Consider the following 18,574-nt stretch of genomic DNA (forward strand, 5'->3'; position numbering starts at 1 on the left):
GATGAGCACGACCGAGCCGACCCGCCCCCGTACCCTCGCTGAGGCGTTGCGGGGCTGGGGTGACGCCGCGCTCGGTGAGCTGCTGCGGCGGCGTCCTGACCTGGCGCAGCCGATTCCTGCGGACACCGGGCAGCTGGCTGCGCGTGTCACCAGCAACGCGTCGGCCGCGCGGGCGATCAACCGGTTGGACGAGTTCGGTGTGGACCTGCTGGAGGCGCTGTCCGCGCTGCCGGAGCCCGTGGGTCTGGAGTCGTTGGCGCAGGGTGTGGACCAGCCGGAGGAGGTGGTCCGGCCGCGGGTGGCCGAGCTGCTGGACCTCGCTCTGGTCTGGGGTACCGAGGACGACCTGCGGCCGATCCGCGCGGTGCACGAACTGCTCGGCCCGACGCCCGCGGGGCTCGGTCCTACTACGACACGGCACTTCGGCGATCTGGACAAGCTGATCGACGACGCCGGCCCGGACGCGCGCGCCGTACTCGACAAGCTCACCTGGGGTCCGCCGACCGGCTCCGTGGAGAAGGCCGACAGACCCGTGACGATCGCGTCGGCGCGGACGCCGGTGGAGCGGTTGCTGGCGCGCGGTCTCGTCGTACCCAAGGACGCGAACACGGTCGTGCTGCCGCGGCAGATCGGCCTGCACCTGCGGGGCGGGCGGGTGCTGGCGTCGACACGTCCGGTACCTCCGCCGCTGGCCGGTAAGAAGGTGTCGGCCGCTATCGCTGACCGAGCTGCGGCTGGTGCTGCTCTCGACTTGGTGCGGCTGGTTGACCGAGCTTTGGAGCAGCTGGGGACCGAGCCGCCGCCGGTACTGCGCACTGGTGGCGTTGGCGTCCGTGAGGTGCGCAGCCTGGCCGGAAAGATCGGTGCGGAAGAGCAGACCGCTGCTGCGGTGCTCGAGATGGCATACGCAGCAGGGCTCGTCGCTCCGGTGGAAGTAGGGACCACTGAGCTGTGGCTGCCGACCAGTGCGTACGACGACTGGCTGGAGCTGGACCTCGCGCATCGGTGGGCTCAGCTCGTGATGGCGTGGTTCTCCGGCCTCAGAGCGATCGGACTGATCGGGCGGCGCGACAGCACGGGCAGTACTGCGGCTGCACGAGAGCGGCTGATCAACGCGTTGGCACCGGACCTGGAGCGGTTGCTGGCGCCGGAGATCCGGGTGCTGGCGTTGCAGGCCCTGGCCGAGGCTGGAGCGGGTACTGCGCCGGCACCGGAGACAGTGGTGATGTGGGTGGCTTGGCATCGTCCACGGCGCGGTGGGCAGTTCCGGGACGACCTGGTCGAGTGGAGCGTGTCAGAGGCCGCACTGCTTGGGCTGACCGGGCTAGGTGCGCTGGCGGCACACGCCAAGCCGTTGCTGGGACCTGAGCCAACTGCCGACGAGCTGGCCGAGGCGATCAGTCCGTTGATGCCAGAGCCGGTGTCTGAGGTGCTGCTGCAGGCTGACCTCACTGCAGTGGCTCCTGGGCCTTTGGTGCGGACCGTGCAGGACGAGCTGTCGGCGATGGCGGACGTCGAGTCGGACGGTGGCGCGGGCGTCTACCGGTTCAGCGAGAGCTCGGTCCGGCGTGCGTTCGACCTCGGGCGGACCGCGGAGCAGTTGCACGCGTGGTTGGCAGAGCATTCACGGACACCAGTGCCTCAGCCGTTGGCGTACCTGGTCGACGACGTTGCCCGACGGCATGGCGTACTGCGGCTGGGAACCGCGTCGACGTACCTGCGGTGTGATGACGAGAACGTCCTGACCCAGCTGCTCAACTCGAACCTGCCTGGCGTGCGGTTCCGTCGATTGGCACCGACCGTGGTGGTGTCGCCGTCACCACCGGACATGGTGCTCAGCCGGTTGCGGGACGCCGGGCTGGCTCCGCTGGCGGAGACCTTCGACGGTGCGCTGCATGTGACCGGTACGCCGCGGCGGGGCGAGGCGCCGCGGCGACGGACCAGCCGGGACTTCAACGAGAGCGCGTTCGACCTGACCGACGACCAGGTGAAGGCGGTCATCGAGAAGGTCCGCGCCGGCGACCGGATCGCCGCCGAACGCCCCGGCGACGACGGCCTGATCGAACCCGCCGCCCCCGCCGAAACCATCGCCGTCCTCACCAACGCCGCCGAGGCCCACACCCGCACCTGGATCGCCTACGTCGACCACAACGGCCATTCCTCCGAACGCGTCGTAGAACCCGTCCGGGTAGCCGACGGCTGGCTGACGGCGTACGACGACACCACCGAAACCCCCCGCACCTACGCCCTCCACCGAATCTCCACCGCCCGCCCGGTCGAATGACAGACGACGACAACCGGGCCTTCTGGGCGATGTTCCGCTGGTCCCCGAACGGCGGCTACATGCCCTTGATCGTCCGGGCCTGGATCTGGCCGCGACCGCGGCAGGCGTGGTACCAGTTCCGCCTCCGGTGGGGCGGTCGGCTGGCACCCGCGAAAGACCTGAACCTGATGCTGGACGCCGGCGGCTGGCGCACCTTCATGGCCGCGATCTGGTTGATCTCCTCCGCGAAGCGCGCGGACCTCCGTCCGCGGATCGAACAAGACATGCTTGCCGGCCGGCCATGCGGCTACGGCTGGACCTACAGCTTCTGCACGCCGCTGGCCTGCCTGGGCACCGAGGCCGACGCGCTGATCCTCGCCGGCTACCTCGACCACGCCCTCACCTTGCCCGTCGAGCCGGAGGGCTACAAGACCCAGCGCCAGGGCCAGGCGCTGGCCACTCTCCTGTACCTCGATCAGCAGCTGGGTACCGCCCACGCCCAGCGCTTCCTCGGCAACGGCGGTCCGTGGGAGCGCTGGCCGGGTTCTGCCGACGACGACCTGTCGGGCTACGCGGAGCAGATCCGCGCCGAGGTCGTGTTCGCCGCCGGGGGCAACCCGGGGTTACGCCGGCAGATGAAGGAAGAGCGCCGAGCTGCCAGGTCTTAGCCCCGTTTGGGGGACGAGGCACAATGGAGGGTCGGGGCGAGGATAGGAGTTGCGGGTGTCGGACGGTCCTTTGATCGTGCAGTCGGACAAGACCTTGTTGCTGGAGACGGCGCATGCGGACGCTGGTGAGTGCCGGAAGGCCATTGCGCCGTTCGCTGAGTTGGAGCGGGCGCCTGAGCATGTGCACACGTACCGGCTGACACCGCTGGGCCTGTGGAACGCACGGGCCGCGGGGCATGACGCCGAGCAGGTGATCGACGTACTGCTGCGCTACAGCCGGTACCCGGTCCCCCACTCGTTGCTGGTCGACATCGCGGAGACGCTGGACCGGTACGGGCGGCTGCGGCTGGAGAAGCACCCGCAGCACGGTCTGGTGCTGGTGACGACCGACCGGCCGGTGCTGGAAGAGGTGCTGCGCAGCAACAAGGTGAAGCCCATGCTGGGCGCCCGGCTCGACGACGACACCGTCCTGGTGCACCCGTCGGAGCGCGGGCATCTCAAGCAGACCCTGCTGAAGCTCGGCTGGCCGGCCGAGGACCTGGCCGGGTACGTCGACGGCGAGGCACACCAGATCGACCTGGTGACGGACGGCTGGGAGCTGCGCCCGTACCAGGAGCAGGCGACCGATTCGTTCTGGCACGGCGGCTCCGGTGTCGTCGTACTCCCCTGTGGCGCCGGCAAGACGATCGTCGGCGCGGCCGCGATGGCGCAGGCGTCCGCGACCACGCTCATCCTCGTCACCAACACCGTGTCCGCGCGGCAGTGGAAGGACGAGCTGCTCAAGCGCACCAGCCTCACCGAGGAGGAGATCGGCGAGTACTCCGGTGCGCGCAAGGAGATCCGTCCGGTGACGATCGCGACGTACCAGGTGATGACGACGCGCCGGAAGGGCGTCTACACGCACCTGGAGCTGTTCGACGCGCGCGACTGGGGCCTGATCGTGTACGACGAGGTGCACCTGCTGCCCGCGCCGATCTTCCGGATGACCGCGGACCTGCAGACCCGTCGCAGGCTCGGACTGACCGCGACGCTGGTCCGCGAGGACGGCCGCGAAGGCGACGTGTTCTCGCTGATCGGCCCCAAGCGGTACGACGCACCGTGGAAGGACATCGAGTCGCAGGGCTGGATCGCGCCGGCGGACTGCATCGAGGTCCGCGTGGATCTCGAGCAGACCGAGCGGTTCGTGTACGCGACCGCCGAGCCCGAGGACCGCTACCGCCTGGCCGCCTCCACCCCGGCGAAGTCGAAGCTGGTCCGGCGGATCGCCGAGCACCACGCCGACGAGCCGCTGCTCGTCATCGGCCAGTACATCGACCAGCTGGACGAGCTCGGCGAACGCCTGGAGTGCCCGGTGATCAAGGGCGAAACGACCGTGAAAGAACGGCAGCGGCTGTTCCAGGCCTTCCGCACCGGTGAGATCAAGCGGCTGGTGGTCTCCAAGGTCGCCAACTTCTCCATCGACCTCCCCGAGGCATCGGTCGCGATCCAGGTGTCCGGCACCTTCGGCTCCCGCCAGGAAGAAGCCCAGCGCCTGGGCCGGGTCCTCCGCCCCAAAGGCGACGGCCGAACCGCCCGCTTCTACTCCATCGTCGCCCGAGACACCATCGACGCCGAGTTCGCCGCCCACCGCCAGCGCTTCCTCGCCGAACAGGGCTACGCCTACACCATCGTCGACGCCGAAAACCTCTTCGCCTGATCGGCAGCTCGACAGGAGGTATTCGCTCGGTCGGCCGCCCACCACGCTCAGCCGACCGAGCGTTTCGCCGCAGTGGCCGTATACGTACTGTCGAGCTGCCGGACTTCACGCGCCGACCCGCTGGTCGAGGGTTGCGCGGACGGTGGCGACAACCCAGGCTGGGTCGCCGATGATCTGCTCATAGGTGAATCGGAGCACCAGCCAGCCGGCCGCGTTCAGCTCGTCGTACCGGTAGCAGTCGGCCGCGAAGTCCCGTCGCGAACCGTGGAACTCGAAGCCCTCGGCCTCCAACGCCAACTTGGCAGGGCGATGTCCAAGATCGACTCGGGCGTGGAAACCGTCGTGCGACACCAGTACCTGCGGTTCGAAGCCGTCGACGCCCGCGCCGATCAGGAGCGCCCGGAGGATCGACTCCAGGAAACTCCCGGCGAGCGGGGTGGCCGCGGCGGCGACCAGGCGAGCGTTCGGGCAGCCGGGACCCCGCATCGCAGACACCTCGGCAAGCAGCTCCTCGGAATGCAGACGAGTGGTCGCGAGTGCAGCATCGGCGACTGCCAGCGCCTCGGCGAACGGAAGCATGCGACAGCAGTCGACGACAGTGCGGGGCAGGGAGGTGATTCGGTCCCGCCGCTCGGGCGAACTGACGTTCGCCCAATGCAGAACCGCGGGCGGACCGGGTCGCGGACGGCGGTGCGGCGGCAGGATCAGGTGAGGCTTCTCGGGCGTGACCAGCAGGGGAAGGCCGGATGCAGCCGCCGCGCTTGTATGCGACAGAACACCGCCGTAGGCCAGCACAGCGACCATGTCGGCCGGGAGGCCGGGCAGCGCGTAGGTTCCCTGCGTGATCCGCTGTATGGCACCGCGCGCAAGAGCCTTTGCAACAGCATGTCGCGTAACCACTCGGGCCAGCTCAGAGGCGGTCGCCCAGCCGCCCCGGCGCACCAGGACTTGAGTGACCGATTCCATCCCCGCATGGTGCCTGAACCTGCCCATCCCATGCTTTTGTTCATCCACAGGCGGCAGCTCGACAGGAGGTGTCGCTCCGCAGCACTCCCCTTCACGCTCAGCTGCCCAGCCACCGGCCTGCAGTGGACGTATACGTACTGTCGAGCTGCTGAGTTATTCGCCCAGGCGGGTGTGGATGCCGTTGAAGTGGCGTTTCATGGAGTGGGCGTAGGTGTCGGGGTTGGCGGACTGTAGGGCGTTCAGGAGGTCTCGGTGCCAGGTGGCGGCGTCGGTGGGGGTGTAGCGGGCGCCGGGGAGTCGGGCGTCCACCTGGGCGAAGGTTCGCCAGAAGACTGACAGCAGGTCGATGACGAGGGCGTTGCCCAGGGGCTCGTAGAGGGCTTGGTGGAAGGCCCAGTCCTCGTCGGGGAAGTAGTTGCCTTCGGCGGCCTTGGCTTCCATGCGTTCGACGATGGGTTCCAGGGCGTCGTACCCGTGCTCCTTGAAGTGGGCGACCACGTCGTCGGCCAGGCCGACCTCGATGGCCTGGCGGACCTCCAGGACGTTCTGGACGTCGCGGAGGTCGCCGGCCATCGACTGGGACATGCGGAAGGCGAGCCCGTCCTCCAGAGACTGCAGTGAAACCTCGCCGACGTACGTGCCGTACCCGTGCCGGATCTCGATGATGCCGACCGCCTGCAGCGCCTTCATCGCCTCGCGCAGCGGGTGCCGGCCGACGCCCAGCTGCGCCATCAGGTCCTGCTCGTTCGGCAGCGGGTCACCCGCCTTCAGACCGCGTTCCAGGATGTACGACTTCATCGCGTCCCGGATAAAAGACTGATTCCCTGCCGCACCACGTGCCCGGCTGAGCCCACCCGTTGTCACTGCCGGCCTCCCTCGTCTAGGACCGCTCAGTGTAATCCGGCGCGATCCAGGAGCGGTCGGATCGCGGCGATCTCCGTGTCGTTCAACGGGATCGAGGGGTACGCCGTGACCGGGCAGTCGATCACGCCCAACAGGTAGAGGCCCGCCTTGAAGGCACCCAGTGCGGCCGAGCTCGCGCCCATCCGGGACCGGTCCGCCACGTTGATGATGTCGAACAGCCGGAACAACCGGTCCTGCTCCTCGCGCGCCGCCGCGGCGTCACCGCCCACAGCGGCCTTGAACAACCGCGCGTACCCGGCCGGGTCGACGTTCCCCAGACCAGGTACGACGCCGTCGACGCCGAAGGCCAGCGCGGAGTCGACCGTCACCTCGGACCCGGTCATGATCGCGAAGTCCTTCAGGCCCTTCTCGCGGCGGGACAGCACCAGCTCCCGTAGCGACGTCTCCTGGCCGGACGAGTCCTTGACCCCCGCGATAACGCCCTGCTCGCCCAGAGCTGTCATGAGAGAAGCAGGCAGCTTGGTACCTGCGCGAGGCGGGATGTCGTACGCATACAGCGGGGTGTCGCCGGCAAGGGCCTTCAGCCGTGCGAAGTGGCGCTCGATCTCGGCGGGGTGAGTGGCGGCGTAGAACGGCGCGGTGGCGACCAGACCGTGCACACCGGCCTTCAACGCGGCCGAAACGTGCGCAGCGACCCGATTGGTCGATGTGTCGATGACGCCGGCCAGTACCGGCACCTGTCCGGCCACCTCCGCGACGGTCGTCTCCAGCACGACCTGTCGCTGCTCGTCGGTCAGGAACGTGCCCTCGCCGGAGGTGCCGAGCACGAACACCCCGTTCACACCCCCGGACAGCTGGTGCTGGACGAGCCGGGCCAGCGATGGGGTGTCGACGTCGTACGTCGGGGTGAGCGGGGTGACGAGCGGCGGTACGACGCCGGTCAACTGGGCGGTCAAAACGTCTCCAACCTTTAGAGGGCGAATGTCGTGAAGCGCAAGGTCGCGAACGAGGACGTCTCACCGGCCTCGTAGAAGATGCCGACGGAGCCGTCGGCGAGCAGCACCAGATCGGAGTACCCGGCCATGCCCTCGTGCACGACCAGGGCCGGCTCCCACGACACGCCCGAGTCCGCGGACACGAAGACGGTCAGTTCCCGGCGGGACGTGGGGTTCACCGGTGTGGACAGCAGCAACCGCCCGTCCGGCAGACAGAGCACGCTGCCCTGGATACCGGGTGCGGTGATCTCGGGAATCCCGGCGTACGGCGCATCGAGGGTCTGACCGCCGTCGGACGACCAGGCGTGCACGCGGGCCGGGCCGGTGCCCTGGTGGTTGCGGGCGTTGAAGTAGAGCCGGCCGTCCGGGAGTTCGGCGACGGCGGTCTCGTTCGCGTTGATCTCCGCGCCGTCGTTGCGGTCCACGAAACCGACAGACCACGTGACACCGCCGTCGTCGCTGTAGATGCAGTGCCCGCCGTTCAGCCGCACCAAATCCTCGACAGAAGAGGAGGGCACAAAAGAATGATTCGCCGGTACGAGGAGCCGCCCGGAGCGCAGCGTGATGCCGTGGCACGGGCCGGTCGCGTACCAGCCCCAGTCCCCCCGCTTCACCTCCGCCGTGATCTCACGGGCCGGGCTCCAGGTCGCGCCGTCGTCGGCGGACCGCTGCACGAACACCCGCCGTCCGTCGACGGGATCGGTGCCCCGGGCAAGCGACATCTCGACCGCGTCGGCGCCGTTGTGCACCGTCACCAGCACGATGTCCCCCGACGTTGGGTCGACCAACGGAACCGGGTTTCCACAGGTTTTGCCCGGCGCCGCCGACACCACCTGCGGTGGTAGCCAGGTCCGGCCATTGTCGAGCGAACGACGCAGTACGACCTCGATCTCGCCTGCATCGCCGGCCCCGTGCAGCCGGCCCTCGCAGAAGGCGAGCACCAGCGGGCCGCGAGCGAGCACGGACGGGATGCGGAAGGTGTGGTACCCGCTGCCCGCCGGATCGAAGACTGGCACCGAAAGTGCGCCGACTCTTGAAGACATAGGACGTACTATGTCATGGTGTGGCCCTCCGATGGAAGTGAGGCCTCATGCCGGTCAGCAGAAGAACATTCCTCGGCGGTGGTCTGGCCGCCGCCGCTGTCGCGGTCACGGGTACGCCGCTGCTGGCGGGGTGCGCGTCCGACAAGAAGAACACCGCGGTCGCGAACGCGGCCGTCAAGCTGCCGACGTACACGAAGTACGGCGAGATCACGCCGGACCTGCCCGGGACCGACGTGGTCCTGGACGGCTTCCTGAAGTACCCGGCGAACCCGGTGAAGGCGATTGCCGAGGCTCCTGGTGACGGCAAGCCGATCACGTTCATGACGAACATCCCGGGCGCGATCCCGCCGGCCATGGACAAGAACCAGTTCTGGCAGCAGCTCAACCAGCGGCTCGGCTCCGAACTGCAGATCAGCATGGCGTCGAACGACGAGTACAAGGACAAGTTCGCGACCCGGATCGCGGGCGGCGACCTGCCGGACATCCTGAACATCCCGCCGGACACGCCGCAGATCCCGGGCCTGGTGAAGTCCAAGTGCATGGACCTGACCGAGCACCTGTCCGGCGACGCGATCAGCAAGTACCCGTTCCTGGCGAACATCCCGACCGAGTTCTGGAAGGGCTGCGTCTTCAACGGCGCCATCTACGGCGTCCCGGTGCCGCGCGGCATGTCCCGGACGTCGGGTGTTCTGTACCGCGAGGACCTGCTCGCCGCCAAGGGCATCAAGGACCCGGCGCCGAAATCCTTCCAGGAGTTCTTCGACCTGGCCAAGGAGATGACGGCGGCCAAGGAGAACACGTGGGCCTGGACCCGGGTGCCGTTGTCGACGATCCGGATGATGCTGGGGATGCCGAACGTCTGGAAGCAGGACGGCGGCAAGTTCACCTCGATGTACGAGCACGAGGCGCAGGAGCAGGCCCTCGAGGCGGGCCGCAAGATGGTCGCCGCCGGCGTGGTGAACCCGGACGCGTTCAACGACAAGGCCAGCGCCCGCAAGCAGTGGTTCAACGGCGGCAGCGCCGCGTTCGACTACGACAGTTTCGTGGCCTGGAACCAGTACTACAACGACAACACCGCGGGCGACGCGTTCGCCGTGAACATGCTCGACGTACCGGGTTTCGACAGCGGTGAGGGCACGCCCTGGATGGGCGGGGCGCTGAACAACGTGACGGCGTTCAGCAAGAGCAGCACGCACTCCGCCGAGACGTTGCTGAAGATCGCGAACTGGATGGCGGCGCCGTTCGGCACCGAGGAGTACCTGTTCCGCAAGTACGGCGTCGCGGGCCGGCACTACACGTTGAAGGGCACCGACCCGGTGCCGACCAAGGTGGGCACCGTGGAGACCGGCATCGGCCTGCAGTACATCAGCGACTCGACGCTGGCGCTGTACTGGGCCGGCAAGCCGGACGTGCCGAAGAAGCAGCACGCGATCCAGGAGAAGTTCGCGAAGCGGCTGGTGTACGACGCGTCGTACGGCCTGTACTCCGACACCGGGTCGAAGAAGTGGGCTCAGCTGGTCAAGACGATGAACGACCTGGAGAGCCAGATCGTGCAGGGCAAGAAGCCGGTCTCGGACTGGAAGGCGGGCGTGGAGTCCTGGAAGGCCGCGGGCGGCGACAAGATCCGCACCGAGCTCGAGCAGGCGCACGCCGACACGGCAGGGAAGTAGATGCTGCAACGATCCAAGACGCGCCCGCAGCAGCAGCTGAGCCTCGGCCGGCGGCTGCTGCGGGACCGCGTGCTGCTGCTGTTCGCGCTGCCCGGGATCGCGCTGATCATCGCGTTCCACTACGTCCCGCTGCTGGGCAACGTGATCGCGTTCAAGGACTACCAGCCGTTCCTCGGGATCAGCGCGAGCGACTGGTCGGGCTGGGAGAACTTCAGTGTGATCTTCAACGGCGACCCGGCGTTCCTGCGGGCGTTGAAGAACACGCTGATCCTCACGAGCCTGCAGTCGATCTTCGTGTTCCCGGCACCGATCCTGCTAGCGCTGCTGCTGAACTCGCTGTTCTCCGAGCGGATCAAGCGGATCGCGCAGAGCATCCTGTACCTGCCGCACTTCATGTCGTGGGTGATCGTGGTCGCGCTGTTCCAGCAGATGCTCGGTGGCAGCGGTCTGCTGAACAACTACCTGCGGTCGCACGACCTGTCGACGATCGACATCATCGGGAACTCCGAACTGTTCCACGTGCTGCTGACGTCGCAGATCATCTGGAAGGACACCGGCTGGGCGACGATCCTGTTCCTCGCGGCGCTGTCCCAGATCGACTCGCAGCTGTACGAGGCGGCGAGTGTGGACGGCGCTTCGCGGATGAAACAGCTGTGGCACGTGACGCTGCCGGGCCTGCGCGGGATCATCATCCTGCTGTTCATCCTGCGGCTCGGTGACTCGCTGACCGTCGGGTTCGAGCAGATCATCCTGCAGCAGCAGGCGGTCGGCCGAGACGTCAGCGAAGTACTGGACACGTACGTCTACAACAACGGCGTACTGGGTGGCGCCTGGGGTGTTGCGGCGGCGGTCGGCCTGGTGAAGGGCATCGTCGGCGTGATCCTCGTGCTGACGGCGAACAAGGTGGCGCACATCTTCGGCGAGCAAGGGGTGTACCAGCGATGAGTACGAAGGCCGTGCCCCCGAAAATTGTGCAGGGCGTGCCGATGCCCGGGTGGCCGATGCGGATCTTCAAGGGACTGGTGCTGCTGGTCTTCTGCGCGGTCGTGATCGTCCCGTTCGTCGGCGTGATCTCGACCAGCGTGGCGCCGAACAAGCAGATCAACGAGTCCGGCGGGCTGGTGCTGCTGCCGAAGTCGATCAGCTTCGCGGCGTACGAGTCGTTGTTCGCCGGCGGCGTGGTGACGCGGGCCTTGTTCGTCAGCATCTTCGTGACGATCGTCGGCACGCTGCTCAGCCTGACCGTGTCGTGTCTGCTGGCGTACGCGCTGTCGCGGCCGAGTTTCGTCGCCGGGCGGCCGATCCTGCTGGTCGTGCTGTTCAGCATGTTGTTCTCCCCCGGCATCATCCCGCTGTACCTGACGGTCAAGGGCGTCGGGCTGCTGGACAGCATCTGGGCCTTGATCGTGCCGACGATGATCAGCGCGTTCAATGTCGTCGTACTGCGGGCCTTCTTCATGAACCTGCCCAACGAGCTCACCGAGAGCGCGCGGATCGACGGCGCGGGTGAGTTGAAGACGTTCACCAACATCGTGCTGCCGCTGTCGAAGGCGGTGCTGTCGGTGATCGGCCTGTTCTACGCGGTGGCGTACTGGAACGCGTTCTTCTCCGCGCTGCTGTACCTGAACGACTCGAAGCTCTGGCCGTTGCAGCTGGTACTGCGGACGTACGTCATCAACGACACCCAGCTCGGCAGCGCGGAGCTCGGCACCGAGTTGCTGCCGCCGCAGGCATCGATCCAGATGGCGATCCTGGTGGTCTCGATCGTGCCGATCCTGATCATCTACCCGTTCCTGCAGCGGCACTTCGCGAAGGGTGTGCTCACCGGCGCCGTGAAGGGCTGATCCGGGGTTGCCCAGGGCAACTTCAGGGTCGCGCCTGGGCAAACCCTGTGGGTCCGGCGAGTACCGTCGAACGGTATGGGGATAGCGGCTGCGGAACGGGTGGGGGAAGGCCGGGCACAGGTCTTCTGGCGAGTGGTACGGGAAGCGATCCTGCTGGCGACGCTGTTCCTCGTCTACAGCGCCGGCCGCCAGATAGCGGCGAGACACACCGGGTCGGCGTTCGATCACGCACACGAGGTGCTGTCGCTGCAGAACTGGCTGCACCTGCCGAACGAGGCAGCGGTCCAGCACTGGGCCCTCGAGTTCCCGCACCTGATCAAGGGCGCCAACCTGTACTACGCCAGCGTGCACGCTCCGCTGACGGCCGCCGTACTGCTCTGGCTGAGCATCTGGCGGCCGAAGGCGTACTCACATGTCCGGTGGACGATGGTGTCGCTCACCGGGCTGGCGCTGATCGGTCACATCGCGTTCCCGCTGGCACCGCCGCGGATGATGCCGGGCTTCGTGGACACCGGGCTGCTCTTCGGCCAGTCCGTGTACGGCCCGGACCACACCGGCGGCGCTGTGAACCAGTTCGCCGCGATGCCGAGCCTGCACGTCGGGTGGGCGGCCCTGGTCGCGCTGTCGATGATCCTGATCACCCGGTCGCGCTGGCGGTGGCTGTGGCTGCTGCACCCGATCGTCACGTTCGGCGTCGTCGTGGTGACCGCCAATCACTACTGGCTGGACGGCATCGTCGCTCTGGTCCTGCTGGCCGTCAGCCTGCCTCTGCTGCTCCGGCCCGGTCTGCACGCCGACAGGCCGCGGACCCGTAATTCAGTACCACCGCGCAGAGTGCTCAAGTAACGTGGCTGGGCTCCCCCACTGCTCGCCGGAGGTTTCAGCATGCCCTCAGACACGTCCGACACTCTCCAGGCCGAGAAGGACTACCTGAAGACCTCCCGGGCGGCGCTGGCGCTGATGCGGGAGAAGACCGGCGCGCTGGAGATCCACAGCGCGGACCGGGTCAACCAGGAGTACCTGCAGGCCGCCATCTTCCGGCGGATGAAGGAGCTGGAGGACGACCCGGACGTACCGCTGTTCTTCGGGCGGCTGGACTACCTCGAGCCGACCGACGAGACGTTCCACATCGGCCGCCGGCATGTGAACGACGCGCTGGGCGAGCCGCTGGTGGTGGACTGGCGGGCGGACATCTCGGTGCCGTTCTACCGGGCCAGCAAGACCGAGCCGATGGGTGTCGGGGTCCGTCGGCGGTTCGGCTTCACGCACGGCGAGATGACCGCGTTCGAGGACGAGGACCTGACCGCGAGCGGCCAGGACGAGCAGCACAGCGACATCCTGGACGCAGAGATCGAGCGCCCCCGTTCCGGCCCGATGCGCGACATCGTGGCCACCATCCAGCCGGAGCAGGACGTGATCGTCCGGGCCGGCGTCGACGACACCATCTGCGTGCAAGGCGCGCCCGGTACCGGAAAGACCGCGGTCGGGCTGCACAGGGCGGCGTACCTGCTCTATGCGTACCGGGATCAGCTCAGCCGGGCCGGTGTGCTCGTCGTAGGCCCGAACGCGAGCTTCCTGCGGTACATCGGGGACGTCCTGCCCGCACTGGGCGAGATCGAGGCGAAGCAGACCACCGTCGAGGAGCTGGTCGCCCGCGTGAAGGTGGCCGGTCCGGGCCCGGCGCCGGTCGACGTACTCAAGGGCGACGCCCGTATGGCCGACGTACTGCACCGGGCCGTCTGGTCGCACGTCAAGCTGCCGGAAGAGTCGCTGGTCGTGCCACGCGGAGCGCATCGCTGGCGAGTGGCGGCGTACCAGGCCGAGGAGCTCGTCACCGAGCTGCGCAGCCGTGGCATCCGGTACGGCGCCGGCCGCGCGATGCTCCCGCAGCGGCTGGCCCACGCCGTACTGCTGCGCATGGAGGCAGCCGGCGACTCTCCCGACGACCGCGTGCAGGACTCGGTCGCGCGCAGCCGCCCGGTGAAGCAGTACGCCGACGCGCTCTGGCCGGCTGTGGACCCGGCGAAGCTGCTCTTCCGCCTCTTCACCGACCCTGGCCTTCTCGCGGAGTACGCGGACGGCATCCTCACCGCAGAGGAGCAGGCCCTGCTGATCTGGGACAAGGTGCCGCGGTCACCCGGTGCGGCCAAATGGTCCGTTGCCGACGCCACTCTGATCGACGAGATCGCCGATCTGGTCGACCGTACGCCGTCACTCGGTCACGTGGTGCTGGACGAGGCACAGGATCTCTCCGCGATGCAGCTGCGTGCGGTCGGCCGACGGTGCTCGACCGGCTCGATGACGGTGCTCGGCGACATCGCGCAGGGCACGACACCGTGGGCCACACCGTCGTGGGACGAGGCACTGAAGCACCTGGGCAAGACGAGCGCCCACACCGAGGAGCTGACCGCCAGCTTCCGCGTCCCCGGTCAGGTGATCGAGTATGCCGCCCGCCTGCTTCCGACGATCGCGCCGCACCTCAAGCCGCCGACAGCGGTACGACGAGCGCGCGGTGAGCTGACCATCACTCGCGTACCGGACAGCCTGGCCGCGGCGGTGACAGCGGTCCGTGAGGTATCGGAACGCCTCGGATCGATCGGCCTGATCGTCCCGGACGCACTGGTCCCCGCAACCCGGAAAGCCTTGCAGGGCATCGCTTTCTCGGTCCTGGGCGACGAAGACGACGTGGACGCGCACCTGGACGTCGTACCGGCGTCGCTCGCCAAAGGTCTCGAGTTCGACCACGTAGTGCTGGTGGAGCCGGCCGGCATCGTTTCTGGTGAAGCCGATGAGCGGACCGGACTCCGACGCCTCTACGTCTGTCTGACGCGTGCCGTCACCTCACTGGTCGTTCTGCACAGTGAGGACCTGCCTGAGGTCCTAGAAGCCCCGTGACCCGCCGGACCGGCGTGACGAGCGCCGGGACGACCCGCCACCGCTGGAGCGCGTCCGCGACGACCAACTCGAACGCCGCGAACTGCCGCTGTACCAGCTGCTCCCGCCGTCGTCGTCCGAACCGCGGCTCGACGCGGCAGCCCAGTCACCGACAGAGCTGCCGACGTTCGAGCTGAACCGGCCGAAGCGCGCACCCGGTCGACGGGACCGCCAACGCGACCGCATCTCCTCGCCGCGGCGCCTGAAGTCGGAGTCCGGGAACCACCACACGCGGCCGTCGCCCTGCGACCAGTACCCGTCGACGTACGCCGCGAGGTCCTCCGCGTGCTCCCAGTACGGCCGCTCGCTCTGCCAGCCCTTCACCATCCGGATCTGGGGCTGCTCGCCGGCCTCGTCACGCTGCTTGCAGGCCGCGCAGACGTCCACGTTGCGCGCAGTGCCCTCCTCGGGCTTCCACTGCACCTCGGCGACGCTCGGACCGTGCCGCGGGTCGAAGAAGCAGGGCGCCGTGGGTTCGGGGACCGGCTCGCCCGCACGCACCGCGTCCAGACAGCGCAGGCCGTAGCGGGCCGAACCGAGCAGCGTCGTCACTGCCTCGATGTCCTTGTCGCCCTTGGCCTGATCGAGCCGGTGCCGTGCCTTCTCGACGGTGTCGAGGACGTCCTTGGACAGCTTCGACTGCTGCGGGTCGGACACCGTCGGCAGCGCGGAGACCTGCTGGGAGAGCGCGATGATCTCCTCGTTGAGCAGCGGCTGCGCGACCTTCAGGTGCGCCTTCTCGTCCTGCCGCCGCGCACGCCGGGCACCCAGCCCGGTCACGGTGACCCAGAGCCCGATGATCCCGGCCACGCCACCGGCGTACGGCGCGGCGTCGACGTAGAACGGCTTGTTCACGACCTGGGCGCGCTGGATGAACCGCTCGAGCATCGACTCGTAGTTCGGCGCACAGCAGTCGACCGCCTGGTCCACCGCGTCGCCCACGAAGTACGTCGGCCCGTGGTCGGCACGCTGGACCGCGTGCAGCCCGCGGCCGTTGGACGACGACGAGGCGTCGACCAGTACGGCGTACACGCCCTCGACGCCGACGCGGTCGTACAGCTGGTCCGCGATCTCTTCGCCTTCCCAGGCGGGCCGCGAGTAGTACCTGCTCTCGGACTTGCTGATCTTCTCCACCGGGATCACGGCGATCCGGATCGGGGCGCCGGCGCTCTTCGCGGCCGCATCGAGCTGAGCGGTCTCGCTGGGGCTGAGCTCCGTGACGCCTGGGTCGACCCAGACACCAGGGTCGCCGAGGTGGCCGGCCACGGTGTTCATGTACGCGTCGGGGTCGCCGGCCGCATGCGCCAGTGGCGCGGGCAGGACCCACAGGGTGACGACGGCGAGCGCGCCGAGCAGACGTTTCATCGTGCTCCTCCCGAGAGCCGCTCACGGCAGGCGTCGCAGACCGGGACCTCCCGGGGCCGCCCGCCAGGTGGCGAGTACATCCAGTCCGTCACGGAGACGCCGTGGCCGGGGTCGAAGAAGCAGGTGGCACGTCTCGGCGGCGCGGCCGTTCCGGCGACGAGCGCCTGCGCACAGGCCAGCCGCCAGCGCCCGTACTCGACCGTGGATCGCACCGCGCGCAGCTTGTCGTCGTCCGGTTCCCCGTCGACCACGCGGCCGGCGTCGGCGTACGCGTCCATCGCCGCCTGCACATCCGCTGCCGTGTCCATGCCGTCCAGACGCACGTCCGCGGCATCCAGTTCCTCGCCGAACCGCGTGACGTCCTCCCGCGCAACGGCCCGCCGCTCGTCCAGCGTGTCGACCTCGTCCGGCAACACCTCGTACGACGGACGGTAGAGCGCGGGGCCTTCGTCCTTGCGCGACCGTCTCCTCCACAAGAGCAGACCGGCCGCCAGAACCACGACCACCAGCACGATCAGCAACGGCCACAGCCAACCGGGCGCACCTTTGGATGCATTGGGTACGTCGAGTTGGTCCAGCACCCCGTTGAGCATGCCGACCGGGTCGGAGCGGCTGTGCTTGTCCAGTTCGCTCGTGAGGATGTCCGCGATCGGGGCATCGACCCCGACCGCGCTCCCCCAGGCGATGGCTCCGCCGAAGACGACGAGGTAGACGCCGTCAGCTTTCTGCCGGTCCACCACTTGGTCGACGTACGTGTGGGCCGCTGTGCTCTTGTCGCCGGGGCCCAACGCGGTGGCGGGCACGACCGCGATGCGAATCGCCGGGTCGTGCCCGCTCACTCGTTCAGCCAGCTCAGTGGCGTCCTTGTCCGGTACCAGTGACCGCTGCGTCGGGTCGACGTACACAGGCGACGTCTTCCACCCCTCGACCACCGCGCCAGGGTCGTTGGACCCGGTCAGGGTGGTGGCGAGTAACAGCACACCGGCGAGCAGACGCATGGGCAGAAGACTGCCCTACTGCCGGTCCTCCTCAGTCAGCGGTTGCAGTGACGTAGATGTCCTCGTCCCGCTCGAGCTCCTCCACTCGCTGCAGGGAGGGGTCTCGCCAGAGCACGTAAACGAGGCCCAGTACGACCAGCGACAGCGCGGAGGCCAGCACCGGGAGGTACCCGACGCCGAGCGTCTGGATGACCAGTCCGCCGACCACTGCGGACAGTCCGGCACCCAGGTAGATCGCGGACGCGTTGAGCGAGATGAGCAGTCCGCCGCCGAGCTCCAGGAGCAGGTTCTGGATCGGTGGGTTGAAGGCCCAGGTCAACATGCCCCACACCACCAGAGCGGCTCCGGCGCCGACCTCGGTCGTCAGCGTCAGGTCGAGCGTGGCGAGAACGGCGGTGATGCCGGTCATCAGGACGACCAGGGTGCGCAGGCTGCCGAAGCGGTCGGTGATCCGGCCGCCGAGGAAGTTGCCGATGACCGCGCCCACGCCGTACAGGAGCAGGAGGAGCCCGGTGACGCTGCCGGTCAGGCCGGCGGTGTGCTTGAGCAGCGGGACGATGTAGATGTACACGCTGAACGCGGCCAGCACGGCCAGGACAGTAATCGCCAGGATGATCTGCACGCGCCGGTCTGCCACACCGGCGAAGCGCTCGCGCAGGCTGACCACAGGAGGTGCGTCGACCTTCGGTAGTGCAGCGCGCTCGACGATGGCGACCAGTACGGCGACAGCGGTGATGAGTGCGAATACGCCCTTGTAGCCGAGTGTCGGACCCAGCAGCGTGCCCGCGGGTACGCCGAGCACCAGCGCGAACGTGAGGCCGCCGAACACGATGGCCACTGCTCTTCCGCGTTCCTCAGGTGGCATCAGGCTGGTGGCGAACAGTGTGGCGGCCGGTGTGTAGACGGCGGCGCCGAACGCGGCCACGACCCGGCCGGCGATCAGGATGGGGTAGTTGACGGCCAGCGCGGCGATCAGGTTGCCGAGCGCGGCCAGCACCAGTGCGGCGATCAGGAGGGTACGGCGCTCCCAACGGCCGGTCAGCGTGGACAGGATCGGCGCACCGATCGCGTACGACAGCGAGAACGCGGTGGCGAGTTGGCCGGCTGCGGTCAGCGAGACGTGCAGCTCGGAGCTGACGTCGGGCAGTACACCGGACACGACGTACGCGCTGGTGCCGACCGCGAACGCACCGGCACCAAGCAGGTAGATCCGTGCGGACATCTCAGGCCCTTCGAAGACAGGGGGTTCAGTAGTTCGACGATCATCG

Annotated in this window: 15 protein-coding genes; 8 read left to right on the forward strand and 7 right to left on the reverse strand. The window is 68.3% G+C overall.

The features are described from left to right. Position 1: 1 nt before the first annotated feature. The 3 genes from E0H50_RS09015 to E0H50_RS09025 are packed head-to-tail and all read left to right on the forward strand — an operon-like array spanning position 2 to position 4,627. Positions 2-2,284: a helicase-associated domain-containing protein gene (locus E0H50_RS09015; protein ID WP_131286175.1), complete on the forward strand. Its 2,283-nt coding sequence runs from the start codon at positions 2-4 to the stop codon at positions 2,282-2,284. Next, a complete protein-coding gene (locus E0H50_RS09020) occupies positions 2,281-2,931 on the forward strand; it encodes a DUF6000 family protein (protein WP_131286176.1) in 651 nt (216 codons plus the stop codon). The genes E0H50_RS09015 and E0H50_RS09020 overlap by 4 nt, the downstream gene beginning before the upstream one ends. Positions 2,932-2,986: 55 nt before the next feature. After that, on the forward strand, positions 2,987-4,627 hold the full coding sequence (locus E0H50_RS09025; protein ID WP_131286177.1) for a DNA repair helicase XPB: 1,641 nt from the start codon (positions 2,987-2,989) through the stop codon (positions 4,625-4,627). A 105-nt stretch (positions 4,628-4,732) separates the two neighbouring features. On the opposite strand, the gene E0H50_RS43735 is transcribed toward E0H50_RS09025, so the two are convergent. From E0H50_RS43735 to E0H50_RS09045, 4 genes are all read right to left on the reverse strand, one after another. Continuing rightward, positions 4,733-5,206, reverse strand: coding sequence for an endonuclease domain-containing protein (locus E0H50_RS43735; RefSeq protein WP_238150857.1), 474 nt, complete (start codon positions 5,204-5,206; stop codon positions 4,733-4,735). Positions 5,207-5,746: 540 nt separating this feature from the next. Next, positions 5,747-6,457: a FadR/GntR family transcriptional regulator gene (locus E0H50_RS09035; protein ID WP_131286179.1), complete on the reverse strand. Its 711-nt coding sequence runs from the start codon at positions 6,455-6,457 to the stop codon at positions 5,747-5,749. A 26-nt stretch (positions 6,458-6,483) separates the two neighbouring features. After that, complete coding sequence (locus tag E0H50_RS09040) at positions 6,484-7,413, reverse strand: dihydrodipicolinate synthase family protein (protein ID WP_202868075.1); 930 nt, start codon at positions 7,411-7,413, stop codon at positions 6,484-6,486. 14 nt (positions 7,414-7,427) lie between these two features. After that, on the reverse strand, positions 7,428-8,495 hold the full coding sequence (locus E0H50_RS09045; protein ID WP_131286180.1) for a sialidase family protein: 1,068 nt from the start codon (positions 8,493-8,495) through the stop codon (positions 7,428-7,430). Between the two features lie 47 nt (positions 8,496-8,542). Between E0H50_RS09045 and E0H50_RS09050 the strand changes: the two genes are divergently transcribed. The 5 genes from E0H50_RS09050 (at position 8,543) to E0H50_RS09070 (ending at position 14,904) form a co-directional block, all read left to right on the forward strand. Continuing rightward, on the forward strand, positions 8,543-10,165 hold the full coding sequence (locus tag E0H50_RS09050) for an extracellular solute-binding protein (protein ID WP_131286181.1): 1,623 nt from the start codon (positions 8,543-8,545) through the stop codon (positions 10,163-10,165). Continuing rightward, complete coding sequence (locus E0H50_RS09055; protein WP_131286182.1) at positions 10,166-11,110, forward strand: ABC transporter permease; 945 nt, start codon at positions 10,166-10,168, stop codon at positions 11,108-11,110. After that, on the forward strand, positions 11,107-12,009 hold the full coding sequence (locus E0H50_RS09060) for a carbohydrate ABC transporter permease (RefSeq protein WP_238150858.1): 903 nt from the start codon (positions 11,107-11,109) through the stop codon (positions 12,007-12,009). Before E0H50_RS09055 ends, E0H50_RS09060 begins: the two co-directional genes overlap by 4 nt. A 75-nt stretch (positions 12,010-12,084) precedes the next feature. Continuing rightward, entirely contained in the window at positions 12,085-12,855 is a 771-nt protein-coding gene (locus tag E0H50_RS09065; protein ID WP_131286183.1) for a phosphatase PAP2 family protein, read from the forward strand. A gap of 39 nt (positions 12,856-12,894) precedes the next feature. Then, positions 12,895-14,904, forward strand: a complete 2,010-nt coding sequence (locus E0H50_RS09070; protein WP_131286184.1) for a HelD family protein — start codon at positions 12,895-12,897, stop codon at positions 14,902-14,904. Here the strand turns inward: E0H50_RS09070 and E0H50_RS42810 are convergent. The 3 genes from E0H50_RS42810 to E0H50_RS09085 are packed head-to-tail and all read right to left on the reverse strand — an operon-like array spanning position 14,890 to position 18,528. Beyond that, the gene (locus E0H50_RS42810; protein ID WP_165547045.1) at positions 14,890-16,308 is read right to left on the reverse strand and encodes a hypothetical protein; all 1,419 of its coding nucleotides are present in this window, start codon (positions 16,306-16,308) and stop codon (positions 14,890-14,892) included. The two genes, E0H50_RS09070 and E0H50_RS42810, sit on opposite strands and share 15 nt — an antisense overlap. Next, positions 16,305-17,306 (reverse strand): hypothetical protein, encoded by a 1,002-nt coding sequence (locus E0H50_RS09080; RefSeq protein ID WP_131286186.1) that lies wholly within the window; start codon positions 17,304-17,306, stop codon positions 16,305-16,307. Before E0H50_RS09080 ends, E0H50_RS42810 begins: the two co-directional genes overlap by 4 nt. 31 nt (positions 17,307-17,337) lie before the next feature. Beyond that, complete coding sequence (locus tag E0H50_RS09085; protein WP_131286187.1) at positions 17,338-18,528, reverse strand: MFS transporter; 1,191 nt, start codon at positions 18,526-18,528, stop codon at positions 17,338-17,340. Positions 18,529-18,574: the final 46 nt, after the last annotated feature.

Source organism: Kribbella sindirgiensis (genome assembly GCF_004331435.1).
Taxonomy (GTDB): domain Bacteria; phylum Actinomycetota; class Actinomycetes; order Propionibacteriales; family Kribbellaceae; genus Kribbella; species Kribbella sindirgiensis.